This is a genomic window from Brevibacterium sanguinis (assembly GCF_039528855.1).
In the GTDB taxonomy this organism is placed as follows: domain Bacteria; phylum Actinomycetota; class Actinomycetes; order Actinomycetales; family Brevibacteriaceae; genus Brevibacterium; species Brevibacterium sanguinis.
The window spans coordinates 93,102-110,262 of sequence record NZ_BAAAMB010000010.1; the positions used below are offsets into that span (position 1 = coordinate 93,102).

General features: G+C 69.4%; 11 protein-coding genes. 3 read left to right on the forward strand and 8 right to left on the reverse strand.

The window, feature by feature from the left end:
- Nucleotides 1–281 precede the first annotated feature (281 nt).
- Nucleotides 282–1,553, forward strand: coding sequence for an amidohydrolase family protein (locus ABD154_RS12405; RefSeq protein ID WP_198500714.1), 1,272 nt, complete (start codon nt 282–284; stop codon nt 1,551–1,553).
- Between the two features lie 563 nt (nt 1,554–2,116).
- On the opposite strand, the gene tilS is transcribed toward ABD154_RS12405, so the two are convergent.
- From tilS to dacB, 3 genes are all read right to left on the reverse strand, one after another.
- Complete coding sequence (gene tilS, locus ABD154_RS12410; RefSeq protein WP_232623855.1) at nt 2,117–3,040, reverse strand: tRNA lysidine(34) synthetase TilS; 924 nt, start codon at nt 3,038–3,040, stop codon at nt 2,117–2,119.
- A gap of 219 nt (nt 3,041–3,259) precedes the next feature.
- Complete coding sequence (locus ABD154_RS12415; protein ID WP_198500713.1) at nt 3,260–4,276, reverse strand: zinc-dependent metalloprotease; 1,017 nt, start codon at nt 4,274–4,276, stop codon at nt 3,260–3,262.
- On the reverse strand, nt 4,273–5,877 hold the full coding sequence (gene dacB / locus ABD154_RS12420) for a D-alanyl-D-alanine carboxypeptidase/D-alanyl-D-alanine endopeptidase (RefSeq protein WP_344251386.1): 1,605 nt from the start codon (nt 5,875–5,877) through the stop codon (nt 4,273–4,275). The genes ABD154_RS12415 and dacB overlap by 4 nt, the downstream gene beginning before the upstream one ends.
- A 147-nt stretch (nt 5,878–6,024) precedes the next feature.
- Here dacB and ABD154_RS12425 point away from each other — a divergent pair, with 147 nt between their 5' ends.
- A complete protein-coding gene (locus ABD154_RS12425) occupies nt 6,025–6,513 on the forward strand; it encodes an inorganic diphosphatase (protein ID WP_344251387.1) in 489 nt (162 codons plus the stop codon).
- Nucleotides 6,514–6,560: 47 nt separating this feature from the next.
- On the opposite strand, the gene ABD154_RS12430 is transcribed toward ABD154_RS12425, so the two are convergent.
- From ABD154_RS12430 to lysX, 3 genes are read right to left on the reverse strand one after another with little or no spacing between them, the layout of a single operon-like run.
- Nucleotides 6,561–7,475, reverse strand: coding sequence for an alpha/beta fold hydrolase (locus ABD154_RS12430; protein WP_344251388.1), 915 nt, complete (start codon nt 7,473–7,475; stop codon nt 6,561–6,563).
- Nucleotides 7,465–8,169 (reverse strand): DUF998 domain-containing protein, encoded by a 705-nt coding sequence (locus tag ABD154_RS12435; RefSeq protein WP_344251389.1) that lies wholly within the window; start codon nt 8,167–8,169, stop codon nt 7,465–7,467. Before ABD154_RS12435 ends, ABD154_RS12430 begins: the two co-directional genes overlap by 11 nt.
- A 2-nt stretch (nt 8,170–8,171) precedes the next feature.
- Nucleotides 8,172–11,381, reverse strand: coding sequence for a bifunctional lysylphosphatidylglycerol synthetase/lysine--tRNA ligase LysX (gene lysX, locus ABD154_RS12440; RefSeq protein ID WP_344251390.1), 3,210 nt, complete (start codon nt 11,379–11,381; stop codon nt 8,172–8,174).
- Between the two features lie 184 nt (nt 11,382–11,565).
- Here lysX and ABD154_RS12445 point away from each other — a divergent pair, with 184 nt between their 5' ends.
- Complete coding sequence (locus ABD154_RS12445; RefSeq protein ID WP_137824873.1) at nt 11,566–12,210, forward strand: VOC family protein; 645 nt, start codon at nt 11,566–11,568, stop codon at nt 12,208–12,210.
- A gap of 311 nt (nt 12,211–12,521) precedes the next feature.
- On the opposite strand, the gene ABD154_RS12450 is transcribed toward ABD154_RS12445, so the two are convergent.
- Nucleotides 12,522–13,283, reverse strand: coding sequence for a CPBP family intramembrane glutamic endopeptidase (locus tag ABD154_RS12450; RefSeq protein WP_344251452.1), 762 nt, complete (start codon nt 13,281–13,283; stop codon nt 12,522–12,524).
- A 29-nt stretch (nt 13,284–13,312) separates the two neighbouring features.
- The gene (locus tag ABD154_RS12455; protein ID WP_344251391.1) at nt 13,313–16,978 is read right to left on the reverse strand and encodes an efflux RND transporter permease subunit; all 3,666 of its coding nucleotides are present in this window, start codon (nt 16,976–16,978) and stop codon (nt 13,313–13,315) included.
- Between the last annotated feature and the right edge of the window lie 183 nt (nt 16,979–17,161).

The window sequence follows — 17,161 nt, forward strand, 5'->3', positions numbered from 1 at the left end:
TCCGTCGTTCGTCGGTCTCTCACCCCTCGGTCTCACACCCGGCGGTCTCTCACGCCTGGGTCCCGGAAGGGGGTTCACTGGTGGGTGGACGGCTGCACGGGTGGAGCCGGGGTGGGCAGCCGCCCGAACAATGGTATACCGTTTGAGTCGAGGGCTCCGACCGGGCCTGCAGCTCACCGTCTCCCACCCGCAGAGACCTCTCCTACCCGCAGAGTGTTCTCCCCGACCAGCAGAGCGCTCTCCCCGACCATCGGAGAGCAGAGAGAAAGCCGAGGCAGCCCATGGCCACCACGTTCACCGATGTCCGCCTCTTCCCGCGCTATCCGGACGAGGCGGCCGTCGACGTCGTCGTCGCCGACGGTCGGATCGCGGCGATCACGCCTGCCGGCGAGGCCGGCGGCGCGGGAGCCGGGGCCGGCGAAGCGGGCGCCGCAGCGTCCGACGAGATCGTCGAGGGGCGCGGACGAGTGCTGCTGCCGAGCCTCGGGGATGTCCATGCGCACCTCGATTCGAACCGCCTCGGGCAGACCTTCCGCCCGCACACCGCCGACGGCACGCTGCACGGCTACATCATGAACGACCGCGCGAACTGGCGCAGCGGCGAACGGTCGGTGCGCGACCAGGCGAGCTTCGCGATCGCCGCGATCATCGCCTCGGGTGGATCGCGGATCCGCTCGCACGCGCAGATCGACTCCGACACCGGGCTCGAGCGCTTCACCGGGGTCCGCGATGCCCTCGCCGCTCATGCGGACGTCCTCGATTCGCAGATCGTCGCGTTCCCGCAGGCGGGCATCGTGCGGGAGAAGGGCGTCCGGGATCTTCTCGACGCGGCCCTGACCGAGGGCGCTGATCTCGTCGGCGGCCTCGACCCCGTCCAGTACGATCGCGACCCGAAGACGCATCTCGACATCGTCTTCGATCTCGCCGAGAAGCACGGCAAAGGCGTCGATATCCACCTCCACGAGGGCGGCACGGCCGGTGTCTTCTCGTTCGAGGAGATCGCGCACCGGACGCAGACGCTCGGCCTGCAGGGGAAGGTGACGATCTCACATGCCTTCGCCCTCAACACGAACCCCGAACCCGTCGTCCGTCGCCTGGCGGAGCTCCTCGCCGAAGCGGGCATCTCCGTGACGACCGTGGCCCCGCAGAAGGGCAGCCTGCCGCAGGACATCCTCGGTGAGCAGCGGGTGGCGATCGGCCTCGGCGAGGACGGGCAGCGTGACTACTGGAGTCCCTACGGTGACGGTGACCTGCTGCGACGAACGTGGCAGCTGGCGTTCACGAACGGCTTCCGCCGCGACGAGGACATCGAGCACTGCCTCGACATCGCCTCCCGCGGAGGTGCCCAGGTGATGGCCGGGACGCGCCCCGACGGCACCGCGCTCACCGACGATGCGGACCACGGCCTCGGTGTCGGGGCGCCTGCGGACTTCCTGCTCCTCGACGCCGACACGGTCACCTCGGCGGTCATGGACTGTCCGCTCGAGCGCGACGTCTACAAGGGCGGGAGGCTCGTCGCCTCCGGCGGTGAGCTCCTCGGCGGCCTCCGCTGACCCCGTCGCTTCCCCACCGGCGGCGCGGCGTTCTCCCCCATCCGCCGCCGCGCGCTCTACTCCCCTGCTGAGCGGCGGCGTCCGCTGGCGTCGCCGCTCCCCCACCGGCACCTTGAGCGTCACGCACAACCCGTGCACGCGGCGGATTCGCGGCTCCACGGAGAGCGTGCGGAGCTGCGCGTAGTGCGTGAGGCTCGGGGTTGTGCGTGCCGCCGCACCGGCGATATCGCGCTCCCCGGAGTGCGAGCACGCCTGAGTTCAGCGTCCCGGTATCCGTCGCCGCGAATCCCACACACGCAACTCGTTGCACAACCTGTGCACGCGGCGGATTCGCGGCTCCACGGAGTGCGTGCGGAGCTGCGCGTAGTGCTCGAGGCTCGGGGTTGCGTGTGCCGAGCTGCGGGTTGCGGGTGGAGCGCGAGGTCTTTTGTGCTACGCGGGGTTGCGGGTGGAGTGCCTGGTTGTGCGTGAAGCACGGGGCTATGCGTGAAGCTCGGCGTTGAGTGTGCGTGGGGCTCGGGGGTACCTGCGGACAGCGGCGGTCGACAGCAGAGGTACGGACGCTACGAGTCCGGGTGCTTGGCGGCGAAGCCGAAGCGCACGGTGCCGCGACTGACGACGACCTCCGTATCGCCCGGGAAGGACAGACGGCCCACCCGACCGGCCCCGGCATCCTCCCTGATGAGCGCCATGAGATCGCGGATCCGGGTCGACCCGAAGGACTGCGCGGGCACTCCGAGTGAGAGCAGCCACCCGCGCAGCACGCGGGAGAGGATCGCATCGGGATGATCGCCGAGGCGGTCGAGCGGAATCTCGGACGCTCCCCGGATCTCGGCGAGGACGTCCGCGGCGGCCGCGTCGAGAAAGTCCGCGTCGGCGCGGCAGAGCTCCGCCGTCCGGGCGAGATTGTCGGTGACCGGCTGGCCGAGCTCGGCCTCGAGCGTGCCGAGCAGACTGCGCACCCGCACCCTGGCGAATGCGGCATCGGCATTCATCGGGTCGTCCCACACGGCGATCCCCTGCGCCCGGCACGCGGCTTCGGTCGCGGCCCGGTCGATGTCGAGCAGGGGGCGCAGCACATGCCCTGACCGCACCGCCATGCCGGCCAGCGACCGAGTGCCCGAACCGCGGAGCAGTCCGAGGAGCACCGTCTCGGCCTGGTCGCTGCGGGTGTGGGCGGTGAGGATCCAGTCCGCGTCATGGGCTGTCCGAGCGGTCTCGAGCGCGGCATAGCGGGCGTCTCTCGCCGCGGCCTCGATGCCGTCGGCTCCGGGTGTGACGGTGACGGCGACGATCCTCGCGGGCACTCCCCACGACTCGGCGGTGCCCGCCACGGTCGCGGCCACCTCGGCGGATTCCGCCTGCAGGCCGTGGTCGACGGTGACGGCAAGCGCCTCGACCTCGCCGCGTCGATGGAGGAAGGCGCACGCGTGGAGCAGCGCCATCGAATCGGCACCCCCGGAGACCGCGACGATGAGACGCGGCACGGCTTCCGCGCGCGGTTGCCCGGAAAGATGCGACTCCCCGGAAGCCAGCGATTCGACAGATCGGCGTGACTCCCCGTCCGCTCGCGACCGCCCTCGATCCCCCGCATCTGCCAGCGTCGCGCGGACGGCGGCGCGGATCGCGGCACTCGCCGGGTCGAGCGTCGGCCGACGCCCCGGCTCACCCGCGTCGCCACTCACTCGAGTCACTCTCGCAGCCCCTCACCCGTGGACGCGGTCGAGCCACAGCCTCGGCGTCTGGATCTCCGGGGCCGTGGGCAGGTTCTCCGCGCTCGCGTAGACTGCGCCGAACCCGGACTGGCCGACCGCGGACCGGACCTCGCGGACGAACTTCGCTCCGTCCCGGTACTGCGCGAGCTTGAGGTTCATCCCCAGCAGATTCGAGAGGAACCCTCCCTGTCCGGCGTCCCGACGCGCCTCGAACCGGCGGCGCAGCTTGCGCACGCTGGGGATGACGCCGATGCCGACCTCGTCCATGACGACGTCGGCATGGCCTTCGAGCAGGCTGAGGATCGCCGAGGCGTCGGTGAGCGCCGTCTTCATCCCCTCGTTCGTGATGAGGTCGACCATGCTCGCCTGACCGCGGATGATGCGTCCGAAGGTGGCGAACACCTCGGCGACGGTCGACCACCCCGGAGTCGAGAGCGGGGTCGAGACGAACTGCGAGAGCAGCCCCCGCATGTGCTCGCGCAGCCACGGCGCGGTGGCGAACTGGACCTGGTGGGTGGCTTCGTGGAGGGCGACCCACATCCGGAAGTCCCGGGGGTCGACCTTCATCGCCTCTTCTGCGATGAGCACCGACGGGGCGATGAACATCAGCCGCCCGGACTCCCGGGCGAAGGGATCGAACTGGCCGAGCACGCGCGTCGAGAGCAGGGAGAGGACACTCGCCACCTCGACGGCTGCGGCCCGCTGCGAGGCCGGACCGGGGACCCCCGGCAGGGCGGTCACGTCGACCATCCCGTTGAGCGACTCGGCGTTCGCCTTGATCCAGCCGACCTGGTCGAGAACGAGCACGGATCCTGCTGCCAGGCGGGTGCGGACGTCGTCGGCGTGGTCCGGGGCCAGCAGGAACGAATCGACGACGAGGTCCTGCGCAGTCAGCGCATTGTCCTTCATCCCGCCGACGAGCTCCTCGAGTCTGCCCGCCGCCGGCGGTTTCGGAGCGGAGACGACCTCGCGGGCCGTGCGGACGGCGAAGTTCTCGTCGATGATCATGAGCACCCACAATCTGCCAGCGCGGACACGGCGTCGTCGACGGTCTTGCGGGCCTCGAGGATCTTCGCCCGGTCGACCCCGTCGATCTGGAGGCTGAAGACGAGGTAGCGGCCGTCGGCGTCGAGGACTCCCCCGGCCAGCGAGGTCACCGTCGACAGGGTTCCCGTCTTCGCGTGCACGACGCCCGCGGCATTCGGATCGTCGCCGAACCGGTCGGTGAGCGTGCCGGTCAGCCCGCCGACGGGGAAGTAGCTGATGAGGCTCGAGAGCGAGTCCTTGGCGACGACCGAGGCCTGGAGGACCGTCGTGAGATCGTGCGGACTGATCCGGTTGCCGTAGTCGAGTCCCGAGGTGTCGTAGAGCTGCGTCTGCCCGAGGTCGACGGTGTCCTCGAGTGCGGCGACGACGGCCTTCGGTCCGTTCTCGAGGCTGCCGGGCATGCCTTCGGCGATCGCGACCTCGTTGCCGAGCACCTCGGCGACGACGTTGTCACTGTGGACGAGGGCGTACTCGACGATCTCGGAGATCGTCGCCGATTCCACCGCTGCGAGCGTCGCGGGTTCCTCGGTGTTCGTCGCTGCCGCCGAGGTGTCCGTCGGGTTCGGTGTCGTCCCCGCAGTGTCCGCGGCGCTGGCGGCCGCCGGCTGATCGGTGACGGTGATCCCCGCGGTCTCAAGGGCGCTGCGGAACGCGGCGAGGGCATCCGCGGACGGGTTCTCGCTGCGGCCCCGCCACGCCGCAGACGGATCCCCGACGTACCCGCTGTCGACCATGAGCGGTTGGATCGGGGTGATGACGCCCTTGGCGATGTCCGCCCGCTCCCAGCTCGGGTTGAAGGCATTGCCCGGGTAGCGGCTCGTGTCCACGGCGAGCGCCACCTCGGTGACCTGCCGGTCCTTGAGCGCCGCCGCGGTCTCCTCTGCCAGGGTCCCCAGCCCCGCGTGGCCGTTGACGGCACCGGGCTGGGATTCGCCGGCGCCGAGGAGGGCGTCCCCACCGCCGACGAGCGTGACCGTCGACGTCGCCGGGTCGAAGGCGGTCGTCGTCGACAGTCGCTGCTCACCGCCGATGGCGAGCAGCGCGGCCGAGGCGGTGAGCACCTTCGTCACCGAGGCCGGCGTCCGCGCGCGGTTCTCGTCGGTGGCGAAGAGCACCTGGTCGGTCAGGGCGTCGCGGACCTCGACGCCGAATCCCTTGACCTCGGACTCGCCGAGGATGCGCTCGAGTTCGCCGCCGGCGTTCGTCGGGATCGGGGCGGAGTCGGTGAGCGCCGAGGCGGGGGCGGGCACGTCCTGTCCGGCCGCGACCGGCTGCGGCAGCGGGTCGACCTCGATCGCCGGTTCCGTGGTGAGGAAGCCGGGGACGACGTCGGCGGCGTCGGCGACCCCGTACCCGAGGGCACCGGCGAGGAGGACGCCTGCGGTGATCCCGGCGGCGAGCCGCTTGCCCGACCGCTTCCGCTCACCGCGTGAACCCGCACCGCCCGTGCCCGTCGATCCCGTGCTCGTCGAACCGGTGCCCGTCGTATCGGCTTCTGCCGATCCCGAACCTGCCCGCGGTTCCTTCTCGGGCTGAGAGTCCTGCGGCGTCGTGGGGGTCAAACGCGGGCTCCTGTTCGTGTCATCGGGCACGTCCGCCCTCGCATCTGGTGCCGGTGCGGGGGCCGGCCGGGGAGGGTCGAGGCGTGTCGGCGGTGGGGACGCATAGGCACTATCCTAGTGATGCCACCCTAACGCGTAAGGAGCACTATGGAACTCTTGGCCACGATCGAGATCCCCCGCGGTTCCCGCAACAAGTACGAAGTCGACCATGAGACCGGCCGGGTCAAGCTCGACCGCTACCTCTTCACCTCGATGCAGTACCCCGCGGACTACGGCTTCATCGAGGACACCCTCGGCAACGACGGGGATCCCCTCGATGTGCTCGTGCTGCTCACCGAGCCCCTGTTCCCCGGTGTGCAGGTCGACGTCCGCCCGATCGGCATGTTCCAGATGGAGGACGAAGCCGGTGGCGACGACAAGGTTCTCGCCGTGCCCGCAGGCGATCCGCGCTGGGACTCCTACCAGGACATCGCCGATGTCAATCAGTTCACCCTCGACGAGATCGAGCACTTCTTCACTCGCTACAAGGACCTCGAGCCCGGCAAGTTCGTCAAGGGATCGAACTGGGTCGGCCGCGCCGAGGCCGAAGCCGAGGTCAACGCCTCGATCGAGCGCTTCAAGACCAGCGACCACTGAGTCGGCGCTGACCGCGACTTCAGTCCTTTCGAACTGAGCCCCGCGGCTCAGTCCTTCGAACCGGCCCCTGCGGCGCGCGCCTCACGGCTGACCTCATCGACCGCCTCGACGATCACGTCGGGGCGGTCGATCATCATGAGGTGCCGGGAGTCGAGGACCTCCCGCTTCCGCAGATCCGCAAACGCCTGACCGAGGATCCGTTCGCGCCGCAGGTTCGACAGCGGCGGTGCTTCGAGCGCCGAGGTGGGTGCGGCCACCGGGTCCGTCGACGTCCGCAGAGCCTGCAGGTCAGCCCCCTGACTGCGGTAGCTCAGCCATTCCGCCAGGGAGGCCTTGAGGGTGTCGGGATCGGCGTAGGGGTCCTTGAATGCCGCCTGGTCGAGCGCGCGCCCCGACCCCGACTGCTTGGAGAATCCGCGGTGGGAGACCAGCGAGGCGAGCTGTCCGATCTCGCTGCGGGTCGTCAGTGCTCCGAGGACGGGCAGCAGCGTCGCCCGTGAGAGCGCTCCGGCGCTGCCGCGGTACCGGTAGTCCTCGATCGAGGGGTCGACGAGGACGATGCCGGCCACGCGTTCCGGGTGCAGCCGGGCGAACGCCTCGGCGCGGAACGACGCCATCGAATGGGCGACGATGACGACCTCGTCGTGCTCGCCGATCGCCCGCTCCATCGCCGCGACCTCCGTGGCGAGGTCGGGCAGGACGCCCGGCCAGGGCGTGCCCGCGAAGCCCGGACGGTCGATGGCGATGATCTCGCGGTCGGGCATCGCCTCGATGACCGGGGCCCAGCTCGCCGCCGCGATCGCGCAGCCGTTGAGCAGCAGCACCGGCAGGGCGGCGGGACCGGCAGCCGACTCCCCCACCGCGGCGGTATCCCCCACCGAGGCGGTGCCCGGGCGCCGATAGACCGTGTACCCGTCGATGACGGTCGTCGCGAGATCTGCGAACCGGCTCTCAGCTGACACGGCTGTCCTCACCGGCGACCGCCTCGGCGCCCTTCTGCCCTTCCGTGCCGCGGTCGATGACGGCGACGTACCCGAGGTGCGCGGCCCACGCGGCGATGACGAGCACGGCGATGGCCTGGACGTAGCCCTGCCCGGTCCGCCACAGCGTCTCGATGACGACCGAGGACACATTCGTCGCGAAGAGGGCAGCGAGCATGATGACGACGCCGCGGGCGTACGCCGTGCGCCCCCTCCCCTGCCGGCGCAGGGCGAGGTAGGCGAGCACCATGCTCGCCATGGCCCCGAACGCGACGAGGGAGGACGCGATCGTGTGGAGGAGGAAGTCGGGCCGCAGCGGGTTCGCGGTGTACTCGGCGTAGCAGACGTCGTCGAAGCTCTGCGCGCACGGCAGCGCGGCGATGGAATCGCCGATCGTGCCGAGCCCCGTGACCGCCACGGCGACCGCCACCCAGACCGCCAGCCGCCCGAAGCGCGCCCGCCACCCCCGCACCCCGAGGCCCGCGATGAGGACCATGAGGGTCCCGGCGATCGCATCACCGGTGCGGAAGACCCACGAGTACGGCTGATCGGCCGCGGCGAGTTCGGAGACGTACCCGGCCAGCGGGTACGGCTGCGGGCTCAGTGCCAGCAGGACCCACGAGTCGTAGGACAGCAGGACGGCCGCGGCGAGGACGACGGCAAGGGTGCGGCGCATGCTCAGTATCCGCGCGGTTTGGCCAGCGGGAAGGTGATCGTCGACCGGATCGTCTGCTGCGTGAAGAGCATGACGAGCCGGTCGAGCCCCATCCCGAGCCCACCGGCCGGCGGCATGCCGTACTCGAGGGCCCGGAGGAAGTCCTCGTCGAGCTCCATCGCCTCGGGGTCGCCGCCGGCCGCGGCCAGCGACTGTGCGGTGAGCCGCTGCCGCTGGACGACGGGGTCGACGAGTTCGGAGTACGCGGTGCCGAGCTCGGAGCCGAAGATGATGAGGTCCCACTTCTCGGCGAGCATCGGGTCCGTCCGGTGCTGCCGGGTCAGCGGTGAGGTCTCGGCGGGGAAGTCCGTGTAGAAGGTCGGGGCGACCGTCTGGGACTCCGCGACCTCCTCGTAGATCTCCTGGAGCAGCATGCCCCACCCCCACTTCGGGTTGACGGTGACCCCGGCCTTCCGCGCCAGGGTGCGCAGCGCCTCGATCGAGGTGTCGGTCGTGACCTCCTCGCCCATTGTCTGCGAGACGACGTCGGTGAGCGAGATCGTCGTCCATTCGTCGGCGAGGTCGATCTCGTGTTCGACGCCGTCGACGGTCCCGCGCACGATCGTGGTCCCCAACGATGCCTGGGCGGCGTTGATGACCATCGTGCGGGTGAGCTCGCGCATCGTCGTGTAGTCACCACCGGCCTGGTAGGCCTCGAGCATCGAGAACTCCGGGTTGTGGGTCGCGTCGACGCCCTCGTTGCGGAAGTTCCGCCCGATCTCGAACACCCGGTCGAAGCCGCCGACGAGGAGGCGCTTGAGGTAGAGCTCGGGGGCGATGCGGAGGTAGAGGTCGAGGTTGTAGGCGTTGATGTGGGTGAGGAACGGCCGTGCGTTCGCTCCGCCGTGGACGGTCTGGAGGATGGGGGTCTCGACCTCGAGGAAGTCACGCGACTGCAGGGTCTCCCTGATCGTCTGGAACGCGAGCGAGCGGACGACCATGAGGTCGCGCTGCCCGGTGTTCATCGTGAAGTCGAGGTAGCGCTGGCGCACCTTCGCCTCGGGGTCGGTCAGCCCCTCGTGGAGGCTCGGCCACGGGCGCAGCGACTTCGCCGTCATCGTCCACCCGGTGACGATGAACGACGGGGTGCCGGTGCGGGAGACGCCGTCGTAGCCGGTCACGGAGATCCGGTCACCGCGGGAGAGCCACGACTGCAGCTGGGAGAGCGATTCCGCACCGAGGTTGTCCCGTTCGCAGACGAGCTGGACGTCGTGGCCCTGCGTGCGCAGGTCGAGGAAGACGACGCCGCCGTGGTCGCGGATGCCGAGCACCCGCCCGTCGATGACGGTGCCGGGCACGGCGTCGGCGGCCGCCTCGGCGGGATAGGGCTCGACCCCGGAGGCGAGCATCCGCTCGCGCACGTCGAGACGGTGGCGGACCTGATCGGGGATCCGGGACGCGGTGTCCGGGGCCGGCGCCGAGGCGGTGATCCCGAGCAGCGGGGCCGCTTCCTCCGGCGTGTAGATCGGTTGTTCGTGCTGGCCCTTGCCGAAGATCTTCGGCGGGGTGAGGAAGCCTTCGGCGATGCTCACGGCGAGGCCGATGCGGGCGAGGTCCGAGCCCTCCGGGTAGCAGAGCATGCGGGGCACCCACGTCGGGTGGTACTTCTCATTGGACCGGTAGAGGGACTCGAGCTGCCAGAACCGGGAGAGGTAGAGGAGGACGTTGCGCCACAGCCGCTTGATGGGCCCTGCGCCGAGCTCCTTGCCCTGTTCGAACGCCGACCGGAAGACGGCGAAGTTGAGCGAGACCTCGGCGATCCCCTGATCGGGGGCCTCGCGCATGAGGCCGGCGACCATGAACTCGGTGACGCCGTTCTCCGCGAACGGGTGACGGCGCATGAGGTCGAGGGAGGCTCCCGAGCGGCCCCACGGCACGAAGCAGAGCAGTCCCGCCGTGGTCTCGGCCAGCGTTCCCGCGTCGGCGGGGAAGAGCGCTTCGACGACGAGCCCGTCGGCGTCGGCGGGGTCGCCGAAGCGCCCGAGCGCCATCGAGAAGCCGCGTTCGGTGTCCCCGTCACGCCATTCGTCGGCGAACCGGGAGAGGCCTGCGAGTTCGTCGGCGGGGATCTCTCCCTGCCGGCGGATGCGGAGCGTGTAGCCGAGGCCGGAGAGCTTCGAGACGGCCCGCTGCACCTCGGGAAGCGAGGAGAGGGTGAAGTCCTTCGTGTAGAGCACAGCTTCGTCGCCGACGTGGAGGACCTTGAGTCCGGCTTCGTGATAGGCCTGCGCACCCTGCTTCGAGGCGGCGAGGACGGCGGGCACCCAGCCGTAGGACTCGGCGTAGGCGACGAACGCGCGGGCAGCACTCGCCCACTGCGAGGGCGGTCCGATCGGGTCGCTCGCGACGAGGCAGACGCCGGCCTGGACGCGGTAGGTGAGCACGCAGTCGTCGGCGAAGAACGCCGACCGGTCCCGCCGCGTCGAGAAGTAGCCGAGCGAATCCGAGGGATGGTCGGCCAGGCCTTCGCGGACCTGGCGCTCCTGGTCGATGTCGATGCGCTCGGCGTCGCGCGAGGACCGCAGCAGGGTCCAGAAGGCGAGGATGATGCTCGCACCGGAACCGAAGCCGAAGAGCGTGATCATCCAGCTCGACGCGGTGTTCTGCCGGACGCCGAAGAGCTCGGCGAGGATCTGGCGGGCTTGGATCATCGTCAGGCCGCCGGTGACGTACTGGCAGGTCAGCACGATGATCACGGTGAGGACGAGGCCGGCGGCGAGGACGACGAGCGCCTTGAGGAAGCCGCGCGGCTGGGTCTTCGCGACGTACCACCGGCGGTAGACGAGGAGGGCGATGATGACGATCACCGGCACGGCGATGCCGGTGGCGAGGTCCCAGGCGAGGAGGTCGGGGGCGGTGAAGTACACCGCGATGACGATGAGGATGTAGAGGAGGAGGATGACGGCCAGGAACACGAGGAGGATCCACCACGCCAGGCGCTTGCGGATGTTGAGGGCGGCCGCGAGGAGGAAGAGGATGACCGAGGAGACGAAGTCGACCGGGGTGATCGGGACGATCCAGTCGAAGACGAAGCTGAGGACTCGGCCGAGCCAGCTGTCCTCGGGAGTGATGAGGTTGATGAGCATGAGCACGGCGAGGATGGTGAGCACGCGCGGCAGCCAGCGCACGAAGAACGGGGTGCCCTTCGCCGAGGAGATGTCTGAGGGGGGCATAGGGGGAATCCTTTCACACTGCTCCGACCTGGACCCTCAGGTGCGAGCCGCAACACATCACGCCTGTTGCCCAGGTCACATATGGTGTCACAGGAAAGCCCGCTTGCAGCGACGAGCGACCGTGAGTTTTCAGATTAGGTTACCCTAATGAGAAGTGTGGGCCAGGGTGTGCAATTCTCGTGACATGAAACTCGACCATGTGTCCTTCGCCAGTGAACCTGACGGCTATCGAGCGACTGCCGAGCGCATCTCGGACCAGCTCGGAGTGGTTCCCTACGACGGCGGGGTGCATCCGCGTTTCGGTACCCGGAATCTCATCTTCCCGCTTGCGGGCGGCCATTACCTCGAAGTCGTCGAAGCCTTGGAGCACCCGGCCGCTCTCTCGACCCCCTTCGGCCAAGCTGTGCGGACGCGTTCCGAACTCGGCGGCGGCTGGATGGGCTGGTGCGTGTCCGTCGACGATCTCTCCGAGGTCGAGACGCGCCTCGAACGCAAGGCCGTCGACGGCAATCGCACGCCCGAGTCGGGAGAAGAGCTCAAGTGGCTGCAGATCGGAGTCAAGGGGCTCATCGCCGATCCCCAGCTGCCGTTCTTCATCAAGTGGTCCGCCGATTCGTCTCAGCATCCCTCCTCGTACAAGACCAATGAGGATGTCTCGATCGACACCCTCCAGATCGCGGGCGACCGTGATCGCCTGCGCGACTGGCTCGGCACCGACGATGCCAAGCCGATCCCGGAGATCCACATCGACTGGTCGGCCCCGCACGGCGCCCCCGGCATCATGTCGGTGACGTTCGAGACCGAGAAGAACGGCCTCGTCACGATCTGACCCGGGCGCTTCGGCATCAACCCGGGCGCTTCGGCACTGACGCAGCAGACGACGAAGTCTGCCCGCCCCACAGAGCAGCCGCGCACAGCCCCCGATCGGGCCGTGCGCGGCTGTGTCATGTCCCCGCCGCACTGCCTGTCCGGCTGCCCGTTTGTGGTCACATCGCCGAGGTGGTCGCGCTGAATCGGCCCGAATCCCTCCGTTCTGGGACCACACACGCGTCCTCAGACCGGGGTCGGGTCCCAGCGCCGATCGGCATTCAGCCGACGCGACGGCGCATGCGAGATGGATGCCGCAGGTTCCGCGCCGGATCACCGAGGGTCGACGAGGGCGAGCACGCCGGGGGCGACGAATCCGACGACGTCGATGAGGGTGTGCGCCCACACGAGCGGCATGAGCCGGCCGGTGCGCATGAAGAACCACCCGAAGATGATGCCCATCGCGAAGTTCCCGAGGAACGGCCCGATCCCCTGATAGAGGTGGTAGCTCGCGCGGAAGAGCGCGAGGGCGATGATGATCGTCCACGGCCGATAGCCGAGTTCCCGGAGGCGCTCGGCGCCGAATCCGAAGAGGAGGACCTCTTCGAGGATCCCGTTCTTCGCCGCCGCGAGGATGAGCACGGGGATCGTCCACCAATGGTCGCCGAGGTTGGCCGGCTGCACCTCGGCGGTGATCCCGAGTGCCCTGCCGCCCGCGTAGATCCCCAGGGTCCCGAGCCCGATGACGAGGAGGAGGCCCGCACCCTGAGCGAAGTCGCGGACTCGGTGCCCCTGGACGCCGAGGCGCTCGCTCAGGGGCCTCCGGTCGGAGTCACGGGTGAGGAGGTAGAGGGCGAGCGCGACGGGGACGAGGGCGAACCCGATGTCGAGGAGCTGGTAGACGAGGTCGAAGAACGGCCGCGGATTGAGCGAGGTGTTGAGCTTCGCCTCGGCATCGCTGATGGGGCCGCGGGTGACGATGTCGGCCAACCGCACGACCGCGTAGACCGCGGACTGGCCGAGGGAGAGGGCGGCGACGAGCCCGAGCTCGATCCACAGGCGTCTGCGCTCCCGCGGGTCGGCCGCGGTCTCCATGCTCACCGTCGTTCTCCTCCGTCTCGTTATCAGTGCTTCGGTTCGTCGCGGCCCTCGGCGGGACCCGCCTGCGGACCCGCCTCAGACTCCGATCCAGTCGACACTGCGTCTGTCGGCGCGGAACCGGTCGACGCTGACCCGCCGGACATCGCGCCGGTCGAAGTCGCCCCGGCCGGCGCCGACCCGGCCGTGGCGCCCACCGTCGCATTCTCACGGTCGGCGGCGCGCGCCTCGGCGACGTCGAGGACCTGACCGCGGGCCATGTTCTTCACGTGCCGCTTCTCGGCCCGGCGCTCCTTCGCTCCCTCGAGGAGGAGGTAGAGGACGGGGACGAGGATGAGCGTGAGGATCGTCGAGCTGACGAGGCCGCCGATGACGACGATCGCGAGCGGCTTCGAGATGAACACGCCCCCGCCGGTGAGCCCGAGCGCCATCGGGACGAGCGCGAAGATCGTCGCCGCCGCGGTCATGAGGATCGGCCGGTAGCGCAGGCGCGCGCCGCCGACGATCGCCGGCCGCAGCTCGACCCCGCGGGCGCGGAAGTGGTTGATGAGGTCGATGAGGACGATCGCGTTCGTCACGACGATGCCGATGAGCATGAGCAGGCCGATCATCGCCGTGAGCCCCATCGCGGTGTCGGTGAGGAGGAGCAGCGCGATCGATCCGGTCGCCGCGAACGGGATCGAGACGAGGAGGATGAGCGGCTGGAGGAGCGACTTGAAGGTCGCGACCATGATGACGAAGACGATGAGGATCGCGGCGAGCATCGCCAGCCCCAGCTGGGAGAACGCGTCCTCCTGCTCCTCGGTGGCACCGCCCGTGTCGACGGTGACGCCGTCGGGGATATCGACCTCGCCAAGCGCCGCCTGCACATCGGCCGACAGCGTGCCGAGGTCGTCGCCGGCGGGGGTGACCGACACCGTCGTCGAACGCTGACTGTTCGTGTGGCGGATGTTCGGTGCGGTCCTCACCTCGTTGACGTCGGCGACCTCGTCGAGTTCGATGTACTGCGGTTCGGCCGGCGGCACCGCCCCGGCACCAGCGCCCGCCCCGGCACCGGCACCCGCACCGGCGCCTGCTCCGGCCCCGGCACCACCGGGGGCGGTCGGGGTCTCGGGTGCGGCGGGGATCTCGAGGCTGCGCAGCTCGTCGACCGTCGTCGCCTCGCGGTCGAAGAGGAGGACGGAATGGGTGACGTCGTCGATGACGACGTCGCCGATCGTCTGCCCGCGCATCGCCCGCTGGACGTACTGGCCGATAGCCGCCTCGGTGAGGTTCTCCTCGGCCGCCCGCTCCGAGTCGATCGTGACCTCGATGACCGGTTGGACGGCTTCGACGTCGCTCGTCACGGACTGGGTGTCGGGCACCTGCTCGAGGCGGTCGGCGACGGTCTGCGTCGTCTCCTCGAGGACCTGCGTGTCCGTGGACGTCAGGGTGACGTCGATCGTCTGCGCACCCGGCGTCGAACTCTGATCCTCGACCTCGACCTGCCCCACGCCCTCGAGGGCGTCGAACTCGTTCTGCAGCTCGGTCGTGATCGACTGCGCCGAGACACCGTCCTTCGCGTTGACGATGTACGTGCCCGTCAGGCCGGAATCGTCGACGAAGCCGAAGTTCGACCCGCCGATCGACACCTGGTAGGACTCGATGTTCTCATCACCGGCGAGGATGTCCTCGACCTGCCGCGCCTGGTCGGAGGCCTCGGTGAGGTCGGTGCCCGGGTCGAAGGTCTGGCTCACCTGCAGCTGCTCCTGGCCGGTGTCGCCGAAGAGCTCGGTCTTCAGCTGCGGCACCATGAGACCGGTCCCGACGAGGATGATGACCGCGGCGAGGATCATGATGACCGGATGCTTGGTGGAGAACGAGATCACCGGCATGTACGTCTTCTGCAGGCGCGTGACCGGGGAGTGGAGGGCGGCGAGTTCATCGACCTCCGCCGCTTCGCGCCCCGCCGAGGCGGCCGACCCTGGGGCACCGGACGCGGAGACGCTCCCGGACCCTGACCTCGCCCGCGATCCCCCAGCCGCGGCTGCCGACCCCGCGGGCGCGAGTCCGTCGTCGGTCTCGACGGCGCCGCCGGCGTCGTGGCGTCCGGCGGTGAGGATGCTCTGCTTCTTCGCCGCCTTGCGCGCGGCTTTCCGCTCGGTGCGCCACTGCCCGAGCATCTGCCTGCGGCTGCGGCGGATCTCTGCCTTCTCCTCTCGGGTGAGCTTGACGGTCGACTCCCGCTGCCGGAGGAACCAGTACGCGAGGACCGGCACGATCGTCAGCGCGACGAAGAGGCTCGAGAGCAGGGCGATCGTCGCGGTGAGCGCGAAGGGACGGAACATCTCCCCCGTCTGCCCGGTGACGAACGCGAGCGGGAGGAAGACGGCGACCGTCGTCAGGGTCGAGGCGGTGATGGCTCCGGCCACCTCGGCGACGGCGGCGAGGATGTTGGCGAACTTGTCACCGCCGGCGGCATGCCGACGACGGATCGCCTCGATGACGACGATCGAATCGTCGACGACGCGCCCGACGGAGATCGTCAGCGCACCGAGGGTGAGCATGTTGAGCGTCTCCCCGCCCATCCACAGGCCGATGAGGGCGATGAGGAGGGAGAGCGGGATCGAGATCGCGGTGATGATCGTCGCGCGCACGGACAGGAGGAAGACGAGGATGACGAGGACGGCGAAGATGAGGCCGAGCATGCCCTCGTTGAGCAGGTCCTCGATCGACTGCTCGATGAAGGGGGCCTGATCGAACGCGGAGACGAACTGCGTGTTGTCGCCCATCGTCCGCTCGAGGTCGGGCAGCCGCTCCGCCACCGCGTGGGAGACGTCGACGGTGTTCGCGTCGGATTCCTTCATCACCGACACCGACAGCGACGGCTGGCCGTTGGTCCGCGAGATCGATTCGACGGGAGCGTCGGCGATCGCGACATCGGCGACGTCGCCGAGCGTGATCGGTCCGTCGCTGCCGTTGATCGCGAGGTTCTCGATCGCCTCGACCGAGCGCAGTCGGCTGCCGACCTCGACCGGTGCCGTGCCCGCGCTGCTGTTGAGGTCACCCGCCGAGGTGGGGATGCCGTTGGACTGGAGAAGCGAGGCGATCTCATCGACGCTGGCGCCCTCGTCCTCGAGGTCGTCCTGGCGGATGCGGATGTCGACCTGCTTCGTCCGGGCCCCGGCGATCTGGACCTGTGAGACGCCGTCGACCTTCGACAGCTCGGGTTCGACGATGTCGTTGAGGTCAGCGGCGAGCCTGTCCTCATCGGCATCCGAGGTCACCGACAGCGCGAGGACGGGGATGTCGTCGGTGCTCAGCGTCAGCACATTGGGTTCGACGCCCTCGGGCAGCTGCGACTGCACCTGGGACACGGCGCGCTGCAGGGTGCGGACGATGTCGTCGGAGTTCACCCCGTACCTTGTGCTCACGGTGATCGTCGACGACCCGGCTGAGGACACCGAGGTCATGTCCTCGACCTCGGAGAGCGGGGCGAGCGCTCCTTCGAGCGGGTCGGTGACTTCGCTTTCGACCGCCTGCGGGGTCGCACCTTCGTACGTCGCGGTGACCGTGGCCTGCGGATTGTCGAGGGAGGGGAAGAGCTCCTGCTTGAGCGCTCCGGCCCCGATGACGCCGAAGATCACGGCGACGACGGAGATGAGTGCGATGAGCGCACGGTTCTTCAGACTCAGGCGGGTCAGAAAACTCACTCGTGGACTTTCTTCTCGGGAAGCCGACCGGAGCCGCGACATACGACACCACGGTCATCCTAGTGACCGGGACTGTGAGTGCGCCCGACGAGGTCACCGGCCCTGCCGCGCCGACTCCCAGAATCCGCTTCGACGCCCTGATCCTGCAGATACGCCGTTAGCGCAGAGCGTATTTGTCGGTCG